Here is a 19,898-nt window from a genome sequence, read left to right as displayed (position 1 = left end):
TTCAATAAAAATTATATTTTTGCACTCAAGTTTTAAACCAAAAACACTTAAAATTATGTCAGACATTGCATCAAGAGTTAAAAAGATCATCATTGACAAATTGGGCGTTGACGAAGCTGAGGTAACTCCTGAAGCCAGCTTTACCAACGACCTGGGCGCTGACTCTTTGGATACGGTAGAACTGATCATGGAATTCGAAAAAGAATTCAACATCTCCATTCCTGACGAACAAGCTGAAACTATTACTACTGTTGGCCAGGCAGTTGCCTACCTGGAAGAACATGTGAAATAATCCTACTTAATCAGATTTGTTTTAATGCAACCAAGACGAGTAGTCGTTACAGGTTTAGGCGCACTTACACCGCTCGGCAATTCCATATCCGACTTCTGGAAGGGATTGACGGACGGTGTATCCGGTGCCGGCCCTATTACACATTTTGATGCTGCCAAGTTCAAGACCCGTTTTGCTTGCGAACTGAAGAACTTTGACGCTACCAATTTTCTGGACAAAAAGGATGCACGCAAGATGGATCCTTTTACGCAGACCGCTGTGATTGCTGCCGACCAGGCAGTACAAGACGCCGGGATTAACCGCAATACTGTCAATATTGACAGGGTTGGGGTGATCTGGGCTTCCGGCATTGGTGGTATGATCAATTTCTGCCAGGAAATGAAAGAATTTGGTCAGGGTGATGGAACTCCCCGTTTCAGTCCTTTCCTGATTCCCCGGTTAATCCTTGATATTGCCGCTGGGCATATATCTATACGTCACGGCTTCCGAGGTCCTAACTTCTCAGTAGTCTCTGCCTGCGCTTCTGCTACCAATGCTATTATTGAGGCTATGCTGTATATTCAGTTTGGTAAGGCGGATGTGATGATCACCGGAGGATCAGAAAACGTTATTAACGAAGCCTGTATAGGTGGGTTTAATGCGATGAAGGCCCTGTCTGAACGAAATGATGACCCAAGAACCGCTTCCCGCCCCTTTGATCTCGACAGAGATGGCTTTGTCATGGGGGAAGGCGCTGGTGGACTGGTGTTAGAATCCTATGAACATGCGACGGCAAGAGGAGCCAAAATTTACGCTGAATTGGCCGGAGGCGGCGCAACTGCCGATGCCTATCACCTTACAGCACCACATCCGGAAGGACTTGGCGCAATGAATGTAATGCGGTTGGCCTTAGCAGAAGCGGGAATGCAACCCCATGATATTGATTATATTAATGTGCACGGAACGTCTACACCTCTGGGTGACATTGCGGAAGTAAAAGCTATCCAACAGGTTTTCGGGGAACATGCTTACAATCTGAACATCAGTTCCACGAAATCTATGACCGGGCACCTCTTAGGCGCTGCCGGAGCAATTGAGGCCATCGCTGCTATTATGTCTATAATACATGGTATTGTACCTCCTACCATCAATCATTTCATGAAAGATCCGGAGCTGGATCCCAAATTAAATTTTACCTTTAACGTCGCACAACATAGAGAAATCAACGCTGCATTAAGTAACACCTTCGGTTTTGGAGGGCATAATGCATCTGTTATTTTCAAAAAATTTGTTGCTTGATTGTGTGAAATTACTGCCAGGATTTTTATACCGATTCGTTCCTAAGAAAAGGAGCCTTTACAAGGACCTTTATAATTTGCTGGGATTTGCCCCGGGCAATTTCTCATTGTATGAAGTGGCACTCAGCCACCGTTCCAGCAAAGAGAAGTTCCTAGAAAGCAACGAGCGCCTGGAATATCTGGGCGACGCAATCCTTGGCGCCATTATAGGAGACTACCTTTTTAAAAAGTATCCCTACAAAACGGAAGGATACCTGACCGAAATGCGGTCTAAAATCGTTAACCGTCAGCAGCTCAATGATATTGCTATCAAAATGGGCCTGCGTAAACTGACCATCTACGATAAATACAACAGCTTCCTGAAAATCAGCCAGATCTTCGGTAATACGCTTGAAGCCCTTGTCGGCGCCGTATACCTTGACAAAGGCTATAACAGGACCAAACAGTTTGTACACCAGCGGCTGATCGTTCCTTACATTGACCTTGAACAACTGGAAAATGTGGAAATGAACCATAAGAACAAGCTGTACGGCTGGGCGAATAAACACGGCAAGACCCTTGAGTTCGACCTGCTGGAAGAACAGATGGATAATGGCCGTCGTATTTTCACCGTCGGTGCTGTCGTAGATGGTGAGCTGATTTGCAGTGGTAAGGCGTTCAATAAGAAAGACGCCAGCCAGATAGCTGCACAACAGGCCATAGAACTACTGGGCCTGGGCGAAAAATAATCACTTATTTATTTTACCGGCTGTCGCAAAATGGTTTTCATTTTAGCGGGTGCTGTTTTACGCGGATCTGACAGATAGATCTCATGATGCCTGCCATTATAGGCTAATCCTTCCTTTCTGATAAACTCCTCCATTATCGCTAACGTGGCCGGTTCTTCCGAGTAGGGACCCGTATGTAGTACCTGTACGCTTTTACCTTCTGCCAGTGTAATCAACGAAACCTGTTGCAGCAAAGACAGCTGCTTTTTGACAAAGGCTGCTTTCAGAGCTTGTTGTACTACCGGATTGACTACGTAGTCAGGCATACGTATCAGTAGTTGCCAGCACCACTCAGAACGGGGTACATCCAGGGGATAGCCCTCCTGCTCTACCCACCAGGTGCCTTCCAGTTTACTGACTGTAAAGTCCTGCGTGGATTGTTTATAGACATTCTTTACGCTATAGGCAGCAGTATACAATGCCTGGGTACTGTCCGCAAATACAGGACCGTCGGGGTCGCCTTTGCCGGTAATGGCCAGATAATGACCGGCGGGTACGAATAGCAACGCGGGTTTAACTTTTGCCGTATACAGTTCACGGTGTACTTTGGTAAGGTCTGTTTTAGACATAACGCTTGTTTTAGTTTTGCATGGATCAGAAACACGTTTATTCTTATGCGTGATAACGCATGATTGATCAGACATTGTAAACTGGTGCGCAATACCAATAATCAGCAATAACCAATGGCACCATAAGTGTAGCTTCATTCAGTAATGATTTATCGTTACTGATACAAAGTAAAAAAGGGGGAGTGACAGCCTTATGTCAGGAGGGATTACAGATAATGTGCTTTTATTTCGAGGGCGAGTTCCTGCATTTTTTCAGTCAGGGCTACCGGGGTGACGATCTCCGGAATGGAGCCCCATATCAATAGCCAGCGGCCAAACCAGTCCAGGCAGGGCGCCAGGAAGGTCATTTCTATACATTCGTCATTTATGAGCTGTTCTTCGACCAGTCCATAGTAGTATTTCTGGTCGCCGATACGACGGGCATGTGTCTTCGGGAAACGTATTTTGACCATGTGCGCCTGCGTTTCATACTCCCCGTACCTGTCCATATATTCCTTGAGTGTAATATGACGCTGCTTGTCATAGTTGTCAGCGGATACTCCTACATTTTTTATACGGTCCATCCGGAAGTCGCGGTATCCATGACGTAGCCGGCACCAGGCGATCAGGTGCCAATATCCGTTCATAAAGATGATACCGATCGGTTCCACATCTCTCTTGGTATGGGTTTCATTGTGCAGGGCGAAGTAGTCCAGCTGGAGAATGAGCTGTTTACCCAGGGAATGCTGTATGTCTGACAGGAAGCGGTTAGGAAACTCCTCTCCTACCGGAGGACGACGGCTGACAACTGCAATATTATCTTCCAGCGATTCCAGGAAGTCTTTTTCGCTGCCTCTCAGTACGGCTTTGATCTTTTGCATAGCGTTGCTGAACTCCTTTCTATTAGAATGATCGCTCAGGTTGGCCATGAGTTTCTCTCCGGTGAGCAGTGCAGCAGCCTCTTCCCTGCTGAACATAACAGGAGGCAGGTGATACCCTTCCACCAGGTAATAACCGGTACCCGCTTCCGCGCCGACAGGTACGCCTGCTTCCTGCAAGGCCCTGACGTCCCGGTATACAGTACGGAGGCTGATGTTAAAACGTTCGGCTATTTCTGCTGCCTTTACAATTTTCTTGCCTTGTAACTGAATGAGAATGGCGGAAAGACGGTCTATCCTGTTCATATCAGCAGCAAGTTAGAATAAAATTGAAAAAATTTTCCGCAGCGATTAAACTTCGGTTATAATAAGCAGTCTTAGATAAAGTAAATATTTGAGGGCAGCACTTTTAGCGATTGATAATTGTAGTGATGACAGACTAATCTAAAATGTAAGCACCCTGAAAAATATTTGAAAAATTGATGCTACAGTACAGAATATAGGTTAAATGGTAAGCCCCTGCAATTTCTTGCGGGGGCCTTTTTTTGCCCTTCCCCATGACCTCGTTTTCATCAGAAATTATTTGAAATCATTAACTTATGGTTAACAGATGGCGGATAGAATCCCCCTATTTTTGGTACAGCAAAATTCAAATGAGTTTTTTTAATGGTTAATTTGGGGAGGGCCTGATTTTTATCAGGCCCCTTTTTATTTTGTTTACTGTATCATTTTATTTTTATAGCTTGTAGTTTATAGGCAATAGCTTTAAACGAGGTAAATTGGCGGGGTCCGAAAATATCAACCAGACAACCATAGCGGACCACGAGCTATGGACTGCTTTCAAACAGGGGAATGTACAGGCTTTCAGTGAAATGTACCGGCGTCATGCAGGTACGCTGTATAACTATGGCTATCACCTTGTACCCGATGCCGCCCTTGTAAAAGACGCTATGCAGGATCTGTTCGGGGATCTCTGGCGTACACGCAATAATCTCTCTGATACCAGTTCTATCAAGTATTATCTTTTCCGCTCTCTCAGACGCCGGTTGTACCGGCTGGCAGATATCAAACCGGTGCCTGTTATCAGCCCTTTACAGACCGAATCTATTGAAGAACTGAAGATCCGTACGGAAGAAGATCTGTTGCAGCAGCAACGGTTACAATACCTTATGTCGAAATTGCCTGAAAGGCACCAGGAAGTGATCCGCCTCCGCTTTTATGACAATTTCAGCTGGGAGGAAATCGCCGGAATTCTTCAGATCAATGAACAATCTGTTCGGAACCTGGTACAGCGGGCGATCGTTAAACTGCGCGAAAACTGGAAATAACACCCTTCAAAAATTTTTTTCTTAAAAGTGAGTTAAAATGAAACTCACCTGCCTTTATTATTACAACTACTGTCGGAAGGCACATAATGCTATGGATTATTCAGTATACGATACAGCAGATTTTGTCTGTGACGATTCTTTTGTGGCATGGGTGAAGGAAGGAAGGGAGGAAGCGCACTGGAAAGAGGTAATCGCACGATATCCCGCACGGCGGGAAGCGATGTTGCAGGCCAGGGCCATTATCCTGGCAGCGGCGCAGTTACCTGCTTTTGGGCTGAAAGAGAAGGAACAGCAACTGATGTGGGAGAATATCCGGGAAAAGATGGACCTGACAGAAAGGACAGTAGTGAAAACATCGCGGGGATATTTTTTGTACTGGGCAGCAGCCCTCTTATGTATAGCCGCCGGCGCTGCCATCTGGTGGATGCGTCCGGCCCCTGCTCCAGCGGTATATAGCCGCCTGTTGCGGGAAGCAAAACTGGAAGGGAAGGAAAGAATAGAAGAGATCAATGAAGAGAAACACCCGAGAACAGTAAGTCTGCCTGACGGAAGCTCTGTCGTATTGCAACCCGGCGCAAGGATCAGTTTTCCTGCCTGTCCGGATCAGAAGTGCAACAGAGAAGTATATCTGTCGGGAGCCGCTTTTTTTGAAGTATCACGTAACACAATGCAACCTTTCATCGTGTATGCGAATGAAATGGTGATCAATGTGCTGGGGACCAGCTTCAATGTAAAAGCATATGAACAGGATAGCCTGGTAGAAGTGCACGTTAGAACAGGAAAAATAGCAGTGTCAGTGAAACCATTGGGAAACAAAGTTGTCGCCAATCTTTCTGCCAACCAGCAGGCCGTATTAACAAGAAGTACACTGGCCGTAGCGGTATTGCAGACCATTCCACAGGTCAATACCCGGAAGATGGACGAAACAACAGTTTATTCATTTGAATTCAGTGATACGCCGGTAGATAGTGTGATGACAACTATAGAGAATGCATACGGGGTACGCATCAACTATGACAAAAGTTTACTGGCTGATTGCAGGCTGACCGCCTCGCTGACTGATGAACCATTAATTGAGAAGATTCGCCTGATCTGTAAGGCGCTGGAGGCGGGATGTATCATCGAGGGAGATGAAATAACGCTGAAAGCTAAAGGATGTCGCCCAAATGTTATTGAAAACTAAACCACGATTAAATGTAGTATGAACCGCAGTACTTAATGAAAAATAGCCAGCGGTATGGCCGTACCACTGGCTAACACCAAAGTCACATCTGACTTAAACCCGCTCCACTGGGTTTGAGACAGCCATTCTATTTCCCAATATTTATTCAGGAACACAATCCAAGTTATGAAAAAAAGATTACGAATCCGTGATTTAATCTTCCACGTTATGCGTACTTGTGTTTACCAGCTGCTGGTGGCCCTGTCGTTTACCACCATCGTATTTGCCAGGTCCGGCAAAGCCCAGGAAGTATTACAGCAAAAGATCTCCCTGGAAGTAAAACAACAACCTGTAGGTAAAGTACTGAACCAGATTGAAAAAATGGTGGATGTCAAATTCCTCTACAGTTCCTCTCTTATCCAGTCTGACCGCAAAGTAGACGTAGCTGCTGATCATGAAACACTGGCAGCTATCCTGGATGAATTACTCCTTCCTTTGCAACTCCAGTATCATGTATCTGGTCGGCAGATTGTGCTAAATCGATTACGCTCCACTGCTGATGCCGGACAACAACAGCCTGTGCGTATCACCGGTCAGGTAATTGACCCGAAAGGTGTACCCTTGCCTGGTGTAAGCGTTAAGCTGAAAGGCACCGCTACAGGCGCCACTACCGATGCCAGTGGTAATTATGGTTTTAACGTACCTGCACTCAGCGGTATCCTCATCTTTACCTATGTAGGTTATGCACCTAAAGAGGTAGAGATCAATGGTAAGCACACTGTGAACACGACACTGGAATCATCGTCTACCGCACTGGGCGACGTTGTGATCGTGGGATATGGCTCACAGCGCAAAGAATCATTAACAGGCGCTATCTCTTCCGTAACCAGCAAAGAACTCAACGGCATACACGCCGGTTCTACTGTGAGTGCTGGTCTGGCAGGAAAGATCGCCGGTGTGTCTTTTCGTATGTCTGATGGTCGTCCCGGCGCCAGCGCTTCCATACAGATCAGAAACATGGGTAATCCACTGTATGTAATTGATGGTATCCAGCAGGATGAAGGACAGTTCAATAACATCGCTCCTAATGATATTGAAAGCATTACCGTACTGAAAGACGCTTCCGCGGCTATCTATGGTATGAGAGCTGCAAACGGCGTTGTCGTAGTAACTACTAAACGCGGTAAACTGGGCAGTCGCAACACCATCAACGTAAACGTTTACAGAGGATGGCAGAACTGGACCCGTTTCCCGAAAACAGTCAATGCGTATGAATGGATGGTAGGTAAAGCAGATGCAGATGTGAATCAGACCGGCCACACTACTATCACACAGGCAGAACTGGACAAGTGGAAAGCTGGTACGGAGACAGGCTATAAAAGCTTTGACTGGTACAAGTTCATTGTAAAAGGAAACTCTCCGCTGACGTCTGCAAACCTGAACTTCACTGGTGGCTCTGAGCGTATCAATTATTATGTATCTGCCACTCACCTGAGCCAGAACTCTGTACTCGGCAGGGAATTTACTTTTTCAAGATCCAATGTACAGAGTAATATCGACGCCCGCGTATCTGACCGTTTCAGAATCGGCGCGCAGATCAATGGCCGTGTGGAAACGCGCGATCAGCCAGGTGTACCAGGAGGTGATGACTACTGGGCAGCACGTTTCGCGATCCTGCGTAACAGACCAACAGAACGCCCTTACGCCAATGATAATCCTGACTATCCGAATGACATCGGTCACAACACAGAGAACTGGGCGCTCCAGAATAAAAAATTGTCTGGCTACTGGCGCAGTGACTGGCGTGTAGTACAATCTAACCTGACCGCGGAATATCAGTTCCCGCTGGAGGGACTGACTGCAAAGGGTCTGTTCTCTTATTACTATGCAAATGAAATTATGAACGGACATGAGTATACTTATAAAGTGTATACCTACAATCCGGCAGACGATACATACAACGTAACCGGCGGTAGCTCCAACCCTTACCGCGAAAGGCGTAACAGAACCATTCTGTCGCCTACTTTACAGGCTCAGCTGAATTATAATAAAACGTTTGGTAAACACGTAATAGGTGCTACACTGGTAGCTGAAAGGATCAAAAGAAGAGATCTTAGCACCTATGTACACTCCGTACCAACACTCAACCAGTTACCATTGATCTACTTCTCGACAATGGATACTTACAATGACTTCGATAATACAGAGGCAAGACTCGGTTATATCGGTCGTGTAAACTATAACTATGGCGGTAAGTATTATATTGAACTCTCTGCACGTCGTGATGCCTCCTGGAAATTTGCACCGAATAAAAGATGGGGTACATTCCCTTCCGTATCCGGTGGATGGAGAGTAAGCGAAGAGAAATTCTTCAGCGGTGTGAGCAAAAAGGCTGTCAGTGAACTGAAGCTCCGTGCTTCCTTTGGTAGAATGGGGGATGATGACATCGGAATCGGTGCATATGATTATCTGGCAGGTTATAACTATAACGCATCTACTGTTATCCTGGATGGTAATGCAGTGATCGGCTCCCGTAACAAAGGTGTACCTATCAGCAATATCTCCTGGTTTGTAAGTCAGACACTGGACGTAGGTCTGGATTATGCATTATTCAATGACAAAATTACCGGTGCGATCGACGTGTTTAACAGAAAGAGAACCGGTTTGCTGGGTTCTAAATACGATATCCTCGTACCTAGTGAACTTGGTTACAATCTGCCATCTGAAAACGTAAACAGTGATCAGGTAGCTGGTTTCGAAGGTTCTATCGCCTACTCCGGAAAAGTGAAAGACGTGAGCTTTAGTATCGGTGGTAACTTTTCCATCGCGCGTCCGAAAACACTGAACACTTATAAGCCGGTATTCAACAACTCACTCGACCATTATTTCAACTCACGCGAACAACGTTTTGTAAACGCTTTCTGGGGATTTGAATCAGCAGGACAGTTCCAGTCACAGGAGCAGATCAACAAATATCCTGTGAACGTGGATGGTTTTGGTAACAAAACTTTATTACCAGGCGATATCATTTATAAAGACCTCAACAACGATGGTATCATCAATGATCAGGATAGACGTCCGATTGGTTATGGTACCGGCAGAAACCCAATCCTGAACTTTGGTTTTAGTCTTTCTGCAAGCTGGAAAGGTTTTGACGGCCGTATTGATTTCTCCGGTGGTGGCGGTTATTCCTTCAACCGTAACTGGGAAACACGTAATCCATTCCAGAATGGTGGTAACCTGTTTGCCGACCTGTATAACGACCGTTGGCACAGAGAGAATCCACTGGACCCTAACAGTCGCTGGATTCCAGGTAAATACCCTGCACTCCGTTTCAATGATGGTGGTCATAGCAGTTACGGAAGGGATTCTGATTTCTGGCTGACCAATGTTAAATACCTGCGTGCCAGAACGATGGAGCTGGGATATACTATTCCGAAAAATGTGCTCAGTCGTGTGAAAATAGAAAGAGCCCGTTTCTACGTGAATGCGAATAACCTCTTCTCTATTGACAACCTCAAGAAGGTGGGTATAGATGCGGAAATCGTGGATGATAACGGTCTTACCTATCCGCAAAGTAGATTTGTGAACGTTGGTTTTGAACTTTCTCTCTGATCATTTAATTACACGCAGCATGAAAAAATATTTGCTGATACTGACAGCTGTCATCTCAATCATAACAACAGGATGCTTAAAGGATGATGAATTCCTGACGACTGATCCTACCAATTTGCTTACTGACGATGCAGTATGGAAAAGCTCCGATCTGGTGCTTTCTGTACTGGCTGATTTATACGACCGTTATCCTGAACAGCAGACCATTACCAACTGGGCTGAGTTTACCAACTTTGATGAGGCATTTGCTTCAGAAGCTGGTCAGTACTGGAGAACCAAACAGGTAGATTATCCTACCGGATGGTGGTCTTTGTGGGATTACGGTTATATCCGTGACCTGAACCTGTTCGTGCAGAAATGCCAGGCTGCTAATGAGCTGGCTGCTGATGCACGCGCCCGTTTCCTGGCAGAAGCCCGCTTCCTGCGTGCTGCTATTTACTTTGAAGAAGTAAAACGTATGGGTGGCGTTCCTTTGATCCTGGAACCAATGGAATATAACTTCAGTGGTGATCCTACTTACCTGCAACATGCACGTGCGAAGGAATCCGATATATATGATTTCGTGATCAGTGAACTGGATAGCGTGAAGAATGTATTGCCTGATGATGGCGGTATCAAATCCCGCGCAACCAGAGCCGCCGCATTGGCGATGCAATCAAGAGCTGCTTTATATGCAGGTTCCATTGCGAAGTATGGCGGATCCACGCCGCTGGTAAGTCTGCCGGGTGGTGAAGTGGGCATATCTGCCGACAAAGCAGTTGCTTATTTTACAAAAGCACTGGAAGCATCCCAGGCGGTGATTACCGGAGGTAAATATTCTTTATACAAAAAGAAAGCAGAAGACCTTCAGGAGAATTTCGCTTCACTCTTCTATGATAAGTCAAACAACCCGGAAGTTATCTTCGTACAGGATTTCAAATTGAAGTCAGGTAAAACACAGGACTGGACGCTGGCTAACCAGCCATGGTCTTCCGCCGAGGAACAACAGGGAGGTAGAGTAAATCCATCCCTGAACCTGGCCCTGCAATACGAGAAACTGGATAACACGTTCGCGCCATTCGCTACGAATAACGGCAGTGACTATGTGTACTACAATAATCCGGGTGATATTTTCGCTGGCAGAGATGCCCGTTTGGGTGGCACGATCATGTTACCTGGCAGCCGTTTCAAAGGTGTTCCACTAGACATCTGGGCAGGCGTGATGTACTGGAAGGATGGTAAATACAATATTATCACTGGTGATAACTTTGGCGACAGAGACAGTATTCCGGTTGCGGGATCTCCAAGGAGTTCTCAGGTAGTGGGTACAGATGGTCCGGTAGACGGGCTGCAATACAGTGCACAGACCGGTTTTTTTGTTCGTAAGTTCATGGATCCTACAGTGGGTTCTGGTCAGATAGGTACCCGTAGTGATGTATGGTGGGTACGTTTCCGCTATGCAGAAGTATTATTAAATGCAGCAGAAGCTGCTTTCGAACTCGGTCAACCCGGTCTTTCATCCACTTATATTAACCAGCTGCGTGAGCGCGCAGGTTTTACTACCCAGCTCACAGACGCCCAGATGACCTTTGACAGGATCGTACACGAAAGACGTGTGGAACTGGCCTTTGAAGGACACGAGATGTTTGATAACAAACGTTGGAGGATCGCACATAAAGTATGGAACGGGGAAAATATCTCTGCTGCTGATGTGACGAGCAATCTTGGTAAAGCTGACAGGGTAAACACCATGATCTATGCGATGTGGGGGTATAAAATCTATAATCCGGGTAATGCAAATGACGGTAAATGGGTGTACAGAATTGTAAAACCGTCCAATGTAACTGCCGCACACCGCTTTAACCTGGGGAACTACTATTCTGTGATAGGCTCAGATATCCTTAGTAATAACCCTAAGCTGGTGAAGAATCCTAATCATTAAGTACTGACCGTAAAACATGCCACATGAAAAAAACATTCGTATATATAGCTTTGGCACTGACTGCTTTTGCCTGTAAGAAAGATAATTATGATCCACCTTCCTCTACCCTTTCGGGTCATATTACCTATCAGGGAATGCCGATCAACGTCAGTTCAAAAGACGTAACTTTCGAACTCTGGGAACCTGGATGGGGTAAAAGCGGGGCTATTACTGTCAATGTAAAAGAGGATGGTTCTTATTCCGCGCTGTTATTTGATGGTAATTATAAACTGGTTATCCCTCGTTCACAGGGACCATTCAGATCCATCACGAATGCAGAGACTAAAACTGACACGATGCTGTTGACCGTAAGTGGTAGCCGTGATATGAATATTGAGGTGATGCCTTATTATATGGTCAGGGATGCGAAGCTGACAGTAAGTGGTACTACCGTGAATGCGAACTGTAAGCTGGAACAGATCATCACAGACGCAAATGCCAGAAACGTGGAATCTGTGTTCCTGTATGTAAACCAAACCCAGTTTGTAGACGGAACTAACTACCTTGCGCGTACGGCGTTGAATGGTAGTGATATCGCCGACCTGGCTAATGTCAGTCTGAGTGTGAATGTGCCAGATAATCATTCCGCCAATGGCGCAAGCGGCGATCAGGATTACGTATTCGCCCGTATCGGCGTGAAAATCAGTGGTGTGGAAGATCTGTTGTTTTCTGAAGTTCAGCAGATTAATCTGAAATAAAAATATGCTAAGATCACTTATTTGCTTTTTGTTGCTAATGACGTCTGTTGCCTACGGACAGCAGACGTTTAAAAATCCGGTCCTGCCGGGCGGGCCTGATCCCTGGTGTGTGTATAAGGATGGATATTATTATTATATGCATACGATGGGTAACCGCCTGGAGCTGTGGAAAACAAAGAACGTCGCTCAACTGAAGGATGCACCACATAAAACCATCTGGACGCCACCGGCTTCCGGTCCTTATGCCAAAAATATCTGGGCGCCTGAAATCCATTATCTGAAAGGGAAATGGTATGTCTATTTTGCTGCGGATAATGGTGATAATCAGTTCCATCGTATTTATGCGCTGGAAAACAGTTCACCTGATCCAACGCAGGGTACCTGGGAGTTTAAAGGAAAGGTAACTGATCCGGAAGATAAGTGGGCCATTGATGCCAGTGTGTTTGAGCATCACGGAAAATTGTATATGATATGGTCAGGATGGGAAGGAGATAAGAATGGCCGGCAGGATATCTATATCGCCGCCATGAAAGATCCGCTTACCATCCAGGGGAAAAGGGTAAAAATATCGACACCGCAGTATCCATGGGAGACCAAGGGAGATCTCGGAGATCCTAATCTAAAACATATAGACGTTAACGAGGGGCCGCAGATGTTGCAACATAAAGGGTTACTTTTCATCATTTATTCGGGATCCGCCTGCTGGACAGACGATTACGCATTAGGGATGTTAGTGGCTGATGAAAAAAGTGATCTGTTGAATCCGGCTTCGTGGAAAAAACACGACCAGCCGGTTTTCAGACAATCTACTGAAAACAAGGTCTATGCGCCTGGTCACAATTCTTTCTTTACATCGCCTGACGGCAAAGAATACTGGATCTTGTACCACGCCAATGACCATCCGGGAGATGGTTGTGGAGGAAAGAGATCACCCAGAATCCAGCGGTTTAGCTGGAACAAAATGGGCTGGCCGGTGTTCGGAACACCGTTAAAAACAGATACTTTACTACAAATCCCCCGTTCCTGACGGGGGATTTTTCTTTATGGTAGCGGATTTGCAGAGAAATTAAACGATCGTGGTATTGTCAGAGTCGCCAAGCTGTGTTAACTTTTGTTAACGAAATTATACTTATGTCAGGTAATTATTGAGACTGCCGTATATTTTCAACCTGTTTTATGTAGATTTAGATACAACAACAGTATAACAATTAGTGTAGTACTTATTCAGCTTTATCATCATGCCGTCAATCGTTTTACATTACGTTATCATTGCGTGCATTACAGTTATGTTTGTGTTAGTGAACAGATTCTACGGTCACAAGACTAGCGTAAACTGGAAGGAGAACAATGAACAACTTTAAGCGCCACGCATAAGGTAACCCCGCCAACATACTTTGTCAGATGCCTTTGTACCAGATGGTCAGGATAGTTTGCCACGTGCTATCTTATTCAGGTACAGGGATTTCTATCTTTGTTTTGAATAGTCTATAAAATTTATAGACTATTATTTGGAAAATAAAATCAGCCATTCTATCTTTGTTATCACCACCCTAATTAAGCCACCATTAATTAGTTGATTTTCTAAAAATTAACTAACACTTTTGAACATGAACAATTTCCTTCGTTCTTCCGGCTGTATGCCTTACTGTTGTCGCTAATCTGCCTTTTGTCCAAAGGCGCTTTCTTTTTCCATCGTCATATACTGATTACAAATGACCGATAAGCGGAAGGAGATAGCTATACCCTGAACTATCAACTACTCAAATCAAATCTACTCTCATGAACACAATTGCCCGTATCGGAGTAAAAGGCCTGCTGGCCACTGTACTATTCGGCAGTACTGTATTTGCAACTGAGAAAAAGCCCCTGTTTTTAAAAGAAGGCGTATGGCGTGGTGTTTTTACTGTTAATGAAGCCAACGTGCCTTTCAACTTCGAATTCAAAGGAAAAGACCCCGAGCACAGCGTGTTCTCATTGATCAATGGTACCCGCCGTGATGAGTTTAAAGTAAAGCGTGTCGGAGATGATTCGCTGTTTATAAAAATGAATACCTATGATGCTGCGCTGTTTGCAAAGATCGAATCAGACGGCCGTATCACCGGTGAATACAGAAGCCTCGTGCCTAACTTCAGAGGTAACGCATTGCCTTTTGTAGCGGAGGCCGGTAAGAAATACCGTTTTGTAGAACCGGGGAAAGACGTCAAACCTGCGGTGAATCTGTCCGGGAAATGGGAATTACAGATCTACAGCAAAGAACCTACGCCTAACCGGATCGGACTATTGAAGCAGGACGGTAACCGTCTGACAGGCGTAATCATGTCTGTTGTAGGCGACAGCCGTGAGCTGGAAGGCACTGTACAGGGCAATGAATTTGAACTGTCAGGTTTTACCGGCCCAAGCCCGATATATATCAAAGGTCATATCAATGACGACCAGTCTTTTACAGGAGAACTGAGTCTGGGGATCTATAACAATGTAAAGTTCGATGGTAATAAGAATGCCAATGCTGAACTGCCGGATCCTTACAAGCTGACCTACCTGAAAGAGGGCTATAAGAAGCTTGATTTCACTCTACCTGACCTGAATGGTAAACAGGTATCGCTGAGCGATGCAAAGTATAAAGACAAAGTGGTGATCGTTGAGATCATCGGCACCTGGTGTCCTAACTGTACTGATCAGACGGCGTTTCTTGCTCCCTGGTTCAAAAAGAACAAAGACCGTGGTGTTGAGGCTATCGCCATCGGTTTTGAGCAGAAAGATGACTTGGAATATGCCCGGTACACATTAGGTAAATTAAAAGATAAATACGGTATTGAATATGATATTCTTTTTGGTGGCATTGCTGATAAGAAAGTGGCTTCGGAAAAACTTCCGGCACTCAACCGTATGATGGCATTCCCTACAACTATTATTATAGATCGTAACGGTGACGTGCGTCAGATACATACGGGTTACACCGGTGAGATTACCGGTAATTATTTTAACGATTATGTAAAGAAGTGGAACGACGATCTGGATGCGCTGATTGCAGAACCTGTCCGTCAGGACGTGGCCATCAAATAATGTCTTCTCGTCTATACATGTTGTTCTCTGTTGTAAAATCCTGCGGGGTCGCGTGGATCGGCCCTGCAGGTTGCTAAAACAAAATTCCCATGAAACTTTTTCAACACGCTGCATCTTTCGCTTCGATAGGCGTGATCGCTGTGATCACCGCTTTCACCGTGCAGGTTCAAACTACAGCTCCTATACCTGCAACTGTAACAACTGTTGCTGCTACCAGTAAAGTCACGGCTTTCCAGGTAGATAATAAAAGCAGTAAACTCTTATGGACAGCCCGTAAGGTAACCGGAGAGCATACCGGTACTATCAATATCAGCAATGGTACGCTGAATGTTGAAAACAATGCGCTGCAAAGCGGCAGTTTTAAACTCGATACCCGCAGCATTGCCGTAACTGATATTAAAGATGCGGATGGTAACGCAAAGCTGACCGGCCATCTGAAGAGCGACGATTTCTTTGCTGTGGAGAAATTCCCGGCGGCTGATTTTGCTATCACAGGTATTAAGCCGCATGGCAACAACCTGTACGACGTCACCGGCAAACTGACTATTAAAGGTATTACCAACGACATCAGCTTCCCTGCCACCGTGGTGATCGATAAAGGTAAGCTGACCGCCAATGCAAAGATAAAAGTGGACAGAACGAAGTACGATATCAAATTCCGTTCTAAAAACTACTTTGAAAACCTGGGCGATAAGGCTATCTACGATGACTTCGATCTGGATATAACACTGCTCGCTAATGCTCAGTAATGAAAAAGTGGCTCATCACAGGTTTGTTAGTGACCGCATCTACCCTGCTGGCTTTTCATTCAGAAGAACCGCTGACGCGGGTGACCCTCGGAGAAAAATTGTTTTTTGATCCGGTATTATCGATGGACAGGACTGTCAGCTGTGCTTCCTGCCATAGGCCACAGTTTGCCTTTGCCGATACGTCAACCTTCAGCAAAGGCATTCATGACAAGCTCACCAAGCGAAATACCCCTGCGCTCACGAACCAAAGTGGCCGGCCCAGCTTTTTCTGGGATGGACGGGCCGCCACATTGGAGGAGCAGGCAAAGCAACCAATCATCTCTCCTGATGAAATGGGACTGCCCATTGATGAAGCGGTAAAGCGGTTGAACGCGGACAGTACATATGTACAGGCATTCAGAAAGATCTTTAACAGTGCACCTACTGAAAAAAATCTCCTGCAGGCACTGGCAGCTTTTGAACGTACGCTGGAAACAGCGAACAGTCCTTATGACAGATACATCAACGGCGATGACAATGCCATCTCAGCTACGGCTGCTCGGGGACGTTTGTTATTCATCGGAAAGGCCAACTGTAACAATTGTCATTCGGGTGAAGACTTCACTGCTGACCGCTTCAAAAATATAGGACTATACAACGGTACTACACTGAAAGATGCGGGGCGTTTTGATATCACTCACGATAGTGCCCAACTGGGATTCTTCAAGGTGCCAAGCTTACGTAATGTGGCTGTTACAGCGCCTTACATGCACAACGGAATGTTCCGGACATTGCGTGAAGTCATTGTATACTACAACACACCGGATGCATTAATACATGACGGTATAAAAAGGGATTTATCATTAAATACGCCATTGAACTTAACAGACACAGAAATAGACGAACTGGAAGCTTTTCTTAAGACACTTACAGACGACCGTTTTATCAACCAATAATCAAATCCCGCCACAGGCGGACAGTCTCTTCAACACTATAACATGAGAATCTTTACTATCATTATTCTACTGCTGTTGACAGGCTACTACGCGCCGGCACAGTCGCAGGAAAGGGATTCCCTTACCCTGCGACGGCTGGGTGAAGTACAGATAGTAGGTTCCCGCAGCGTGACGCGCACACGTTTAAATGCGCCTGTACCGGTAGATATTATTGACCTCAGATCTTTACAGGAAAACGCCCCACAAATCAGCCTGACGCAGTTGCTGCAATATATCTCCCCTTCCTTTCACTCTGTGAATGGCAGCAACGCCGGCGATGCCGGGTCTGCACTCAATCTCGCACAATTAAAAGGATTGGGTGTGGATCAGCTGCTGGTGCTTGTGAATGGTAAAAGAAGACATAAAAGCTCTAATGTGAACTGGGGTGGACTGGGTAACGGTGCTACCGGCTACGATCTGAATGCGATTCCTGCCGGCGCCATTGAGCGCATAGAAATACTCCGGGATGGCGCTGCCGCGCAATACGGTTCAGATGCCATTGCGGGTGTGATCAATGTCGTGCTTAAAAAATCAACCGATGATATTACAATCAGTTCTACCGCCAGTGTACGCCGGCGGGGAGATGGATTAACGACGCGTACCAGCACCGGATATGGTTTTAAACTGGGCGATAATGGCGGATACCTGCGCCTGACTGCAGAATTTGCCACACAGGCAGTTGCACTGCCTGCCGGTAAAACAGATGCAGGTCTGTACAATGGTCCTATCTATGGCGGCGGCGCTAATACCCGTGGCTATGATGCGATCTATACAAAGGAAACAGATGATGCCATATTAGTCAGCCGTGGTATCGACCGGCATTACTTTGATCAGCGTGGCGGTGGTGCTAACAGGGCGAAAGATGCCCTGCTGTCATTCAACGCAGCTATTCCCCTGAAAGAAGGTGTAGAGCTATACACATTCGGTGGTATCAGTCATCGTAATTCAGAATTTACAGCGGTATACCGCTTGCCGGGATGGACAGAAAGAAATAACGCCTTCCTCTACCCTGATGGCTTTTTGCCCGAAATGGACAATACCATCACAGATAAATCAATTGCTATTGGCGTAAAAGGAAAGATAGGACAGTGGACAACCGATCTTTCAAACGTATACGGAAAGAATGATTTCGGAAATGTCATTGACAACTCATTGAATGCAAGCTATGGACTGAAGAGTCCCACCACTTTTGATGCCGGCCGGTATAACGCATCCCAGAATACCGCTGGCCTTGACATCTCCCGGTATTTTGAACATGCGTTGCAAGGTATCAATGTGGCCTTTGGCGGACAGTACCGGGTAGAAACCTATCAGATCATCGCAGGAGAAGAAGCCTCCTATGCAAAGGCCGATCTGCGTACCATCTATAATATAGATACAACGGCGGCAGGCGTGCCTTACCAGTCTGCCGCAGGTCTGATCGCATTGAACGGCCTCTCCCCTGGTTCTCAGATCCATGCAGGTTTTCGTCCTGCGAATGAAGTAAATGTCAACCGTGCTGTAACGGCCGGTTATGTAGATATTGAGGCAAACATCACCCGTCGGTGGTTATTGTCTGCCGCCGTAAGAGCAGAGCATTTCTCTGACTTCGGTAACGTAACTACCTGGAAAGTAGCCAGTCGTTATAGCCTTGCTAAATGGCTAGCTTTCCGGGGAGCCTATAACATGGGCTTCCGCGCTCCCGATCTGGCGCAATTCTATTACACAGAAACGTCTACGACTTTCCAGCAGGGCCGTGCTGTTGACCTGGTCACCGCTTCTAACAAAAGCGCCGCAGCGCGGGCATTGGGTATTCCATCGCTGACGCCGGAGCGTTCAAGAGGATTCAGTGCCGGTATCACATCAGAACCTGCACCAAGAGCGGAACTCAGCATAGACGCTTATCATGTGGAGATAGACAACCGCGTAGGCAATACAGGCAATTTCTCTGCACTGGATACAAATCTGCCGGAGGATGTAAGAAGCCTCTTATTACAGACAGGCACTACACAGGCTAAATTCTTCTACAATGCTTTCAGTACCCGTACGAAAGGGATTGAGTTCACGGGTAGTTATAAAATACTGTTGAATAAAGGTTCCTTATCATTCCTCGCAGGTGCGAATTTCTCTAAGAATGAAGTAAGCGGCGTGAATACGCCAAAGGGCCTGGAGACGTATCGTTATGTCATCTTCAGCGAAGCAGAAAGAGCCAGGGTAACGACTAATATTCCGCAGCAGAAGGTTACCCTGCAGGGTATTTATAATTCACGCAAATGGAACCTGTTATTGCGTACTGTTTATTTCGGCACTGTTACTACGGCTACAGCGTTGAATGCTACCTTTCCCCGCCCGGATTATTTCTTCCAGAAACTGCCTGCGATATGGGTAACCGATCTTTCAGTCGGCTATCATATTACGCCGCAGTTGCTGGCCACCATTGGTGTCAACAATGCATTTGATGTATTGGGTGATTACACCGCGCCGGCAGTTTCAGGGTTGCGTAATCCTACTGTAGTCGGTATCCAGAATGGCAGTGCCGGCGTGCAGCCTTTCGCCAGACTCCTGGCTAAATTTTAAACGCACCTGATGGTGTATTAAAAGATACGAC

Annotated in this window: 15 protein-coding genes; 13 read left to right on the top strand and 2 right to left on the bottom strand. The window is 46.0% G+C overall.

Translation table 11 applies throughout. From position 1 onward, the window contains the following. The first annotated feature begins 55 nt into the window (after nucleotides 1–55). Genes CPIN_RS01790 through rnc form a run of 3 tightly spaced genes read left to right on the top strand, consistent with a single transcriptional unit; the run spans nucleotide 56 to nucleotide 2,297 of the window. On the top strand, nucleotides 56–292 hold the full coding sequence (locus CPIN_RS01790) for an acyl carrier protein (RefSeq protein ID WP_012788038.1): 237 nt from the start codon (nucleotides 56–58) through the stop codon (nucleotides 290–292). A gap of 24 nt (nucleotides 293–316) precedes the next feature. Continuing rightward, entirely contained in the window at nucleotides 317–1,570 is a 1,254-nt protein-coding gene (gene fabF, locus CPIN_RS01785; RefSeq protein WP_012788037.1) for a beta-ketoacyl-ACP synthase II, read from the top strand. Nucleotides 1,571–1,574: 4 nt separating this feature from the next. Continuing rightward, a complete protein-coding gene (rnc, locus tag CPIN_RS01780; RefSeq protein ID WP_223233164.1) occupies nucleotides 1,575–2,297 on the top strand; it encodes a ribonuclease III in 723 nt (240 codons plus the stop codon). Between the two features lie 8 nt (nucleotides 2,298–2,305). Here the strand turns inward: rnc and CPIN_RS01775 are convergent, their stop codons facing one another. After that, nucleotides 2,306–2,905 carry a GyrI-like domain-containing protein gene (locus CPIN_RS01775; RefSeq protein WP_012788035.1) on the bottom strand — a complete coding sequence of 200 codons (600 nt, stop codon included), beginning with the start codon at nucleotides 2,903–2,905 and terminating at the stop codon, nucleotides 2,306–2,308. Nucleotides 2,906–3,111: 206 nt separating this feature from the next. Further along, the gene (locus tag CPIN_RS01770; RefSeq protein ID WP_012788034.1) at nucleotides 3,112–4,068 is read right to left on the bottom strand and encodes a helix-turn-helix transcriptional regulator; all 957 of its coding nucleotides are present in this window, start codon (nucleotides 4,066–4,068) and stop codon (nucleotides 3,112–3,114) included. Nucleotides 4,069–4,541: 473 nt separating this feature from the next. Here CPIN_RS01770 and CPIN_RS01765 point away from each other — a divergent pair, with 473 nt between their 5' ends. The 10 genes from CPIN_RS01765 (at nucleotide 4,542) to CPIN_RS01720 (ending at nucleotide 19,867) form a co-directional block, all read left to right on the top strand. Continuing rightward, a complete protein-coding gene (locus CPIN_RS01765) occupies nucleotides 4,542–5,090 on the top strand; it encodes an RNA polymerase sigma factor (RefSeq protein ID WP_012788033.1) in 549 nt (182 codons plus the stop codon). A 37-nt stretch (nucleotides 5,091–5,127) separates the two neighbouring features. Next, nucleotides 5,128–6,273, top strand: a complete 1,146-nt coding sequence (locus CPIN_RS36245) for a FecR family protein (RefSeq protein WP_012788032.1) — start codon at nucleotides 5,128–5,130, stop codon at nucleotides 6,271–6,273. A 207-nt stretch (nucleotides 6,274–6,480) separates the two neighbouring features. Beyond that, on the top strand, nucleotides 6,481–9,867 hold the full coding sequence (locus CPIN_RS01755; RefSeq protein WP_012788031.1) for a SusC/RagA family TonB-linked outer membrane protein: 3,387 nt from the start codon (nucleotides 6,481–6,483) through the stop codon (nucleotides 9,865–9,867). 19 nt (nucleotides 9,868–9,886) lie between these two features. Continuing rightward, nucleotides 9,887–11,788 (top strand): RagB/SusD family nutrient uptake outer membrane protein, encoded by a 1,902-nt coding sequence (locus tag CPIN_RS01750; protein WP_012788030.1) that lies wholly within the window; start codon nucleotides 9,887–9,889, stop codon nucleotides 11,786–11,788. A gap of 23 nt (nucleotides 11,789–11,811) precedes the next feature. Continuing rightward, nucleotides 11,812–12,525: a DUF3823 domain-containing protein gene (locus CPIN_RS01745; protein ID WP_012788029.1), complete on the top strand. Its 714-nt coding sequence runs from the start codon at nucleotides 11,812–11,814 to the stop codon at nucleotides 12,523–12,525. A gap of 4 nt (nucleotides 12,526–12,529) precedes the next feature. Further along, nucleotides 12,530–13,552, top strand: coding sequence for a glycoside hydrolase family 43 protein (locus CPIN_RS01740; protein WP_012788028.1), 1,023 nt, complete (start codon nucleotides 12,530–12,532; stop codon nucleotides 13,550–13,552). 752 nt (nucleotides 13,553–14,304) lie between these two features. Continuing rightward, nucleotides 14,305–15,588, top strand: coding sequence for a peroxiredoxin family protein (locus CPIN_RS01735; protein WP_012788027.1), 1,284 nt, complete (start codon nucleotides 14,305–14,307; stop codon nucleotides 15,586–15,588). Between the two features lie 89 nt (nucleotides 15,589–15,677). Then, nucleotides 15,678–16,337: a YceI family protein gene (locus CPIN_RS01730; protein WP_012788026.1), complete on the top strand. Its 660-nt coding sequence runs from the start codon at nucleotides 15,678–15,680 to the stop codon at nucleotides 16,335–16,337. Then, on the top strand, nucleotides 16,337–17,272 hold the full coding sequence (locus tag CPIN_RS01725; protein WP_012788025.1) for a cytochrome-c peroxidase: 936 nt from the start codon (nucleotides 16,337–16,339) through the stop codon (nucleotides 17,270–17,272). The genes CPIN_RS01730 and CPIN_RS01725 overlap by 1 nt, the downstream gene beginning before the upstream one ends. Before the next feature lie 42 nt (nucleotides 17,273–17,314). After that, a complete protein-coding gene (locus tag CPIN_RS01720; protein ID WP_012788024.1) occupies nucleotides 17,315–19,867 on the top strand; it encodes a TonB-dependent receptor plug domain-containing protein in 2,553 nt (850 codons plus the stop codon). Nucleotides 19,868–19,898 lie beyond the last annotated feature (31 nt).

The sequence above is a fragment of the Chitinophaga pinensis DSM 2588 genome (assembly GCF_000024005.1).
In the GTDB taxonomy this organism is placed as follows: Bacteria; Bacteroidota; Bacteroidia; order Chitinophagales; family Chitinophagaceae; genus Chitinophaga; species Chitinophaga pinensis.
Note: the sequence above shows the minus strand (reverse complement) of the source record. Positions and strands in the feature narration are given on the sequence as shown.

Excerpts from the sequence above, each read along its gene's own strand:
- CPIN_RS01750 (WP_012788030.1), top strand. The coding sequence starts at position 9,887 with ATGAAAAAATATTTGCTGATACTGACAGCTGTCATCTCAATCATAACA.
- CPIN_RS36245 (WP_012788032.1), top strand. The coding sequence starts at position 5,128 with ATGAAACTCACCTGCCTTTATTATTACAACTACTGTCGGAAGGCACAT.
- fabF (WP_012788037.1), top strand. The coding sequence starts at position 317 with ATGCAACCAAGACGAGTAGTCGTTACAGGTTTAGGCGCACTTACACCG.
- CPIN_RS01740 (WP_012788028.1), top strand. The coding sequence starts at position 12,530 with ATGCTAAGATCACTTATTTGCTTTTTGTTGCTAATGACGTCTGTTGCC.
- CPIN_RS01725 (WP_012788025.1), top strand. The coding sequence starts at position 16,337 with ATGAAAAAGTGGCTCATCACAGGTTTGTTAGTGACCGCATCTACCCTG.
- CPIN_RS01755 (WP_012788031.1), top strand. The coding sequence starts at position 6,481 with ATGCGTACTTGTGTTTACCAGCTGCTGGTGGCCCTGTCGTTTACCACC.
- CPIN_RS01745 (WP_012788029.1), top strand. The coding sequence starts at position 11,812 with ATGAAAAAAACATTCGTATATATAGCTTTGGCACTGACTGCTTTTGCC.
- CPIN_RS01730 (WP_012788026.1), top strand. The coding sequence starts at position 15,678 with ATGAAACTTTTTCAACACGCTGCATCTTTCGCTTCGATAGGCGTGATC.
- CPIN_RS01735 (WP_012788027.1), top strand. The coding sequence starts at position 14,305 with ATGAACACAATTGCCCGTATCGGAGTAAAAGGCCTGCTGGCCACTGTA.
- CPIN_RS01790 (WP_012788038.1), top strand. The coding sequence starts at position 56 with ATGTCAGACATTGCATCAAGAGTTAAAAAGATCATCATTGACAAATTG.
- CPIN_RS01775 (WP_012788035.1), bottom strand. The coding sequence starts at position 2,905 with ATGTCTAAAACAGACCTTACCAAAGTACACCGTGAACTGTATACGGCA.
- CPIN_RS01720 (WP_012788024.1), top strand. The coding sequence starts at position 17,315 with ATGAGAATCTTTACTATCATTATTCTACTGCTGTTGACAGGCTACTAC.
- CPIN_RS01770 (WP_012788034.1), bottom strand. The coding sequence starts at position 4,068 with ATGAACAGGATAGACCGTCTTTCCGCCATTCTCATTCAGTTACAAGGC.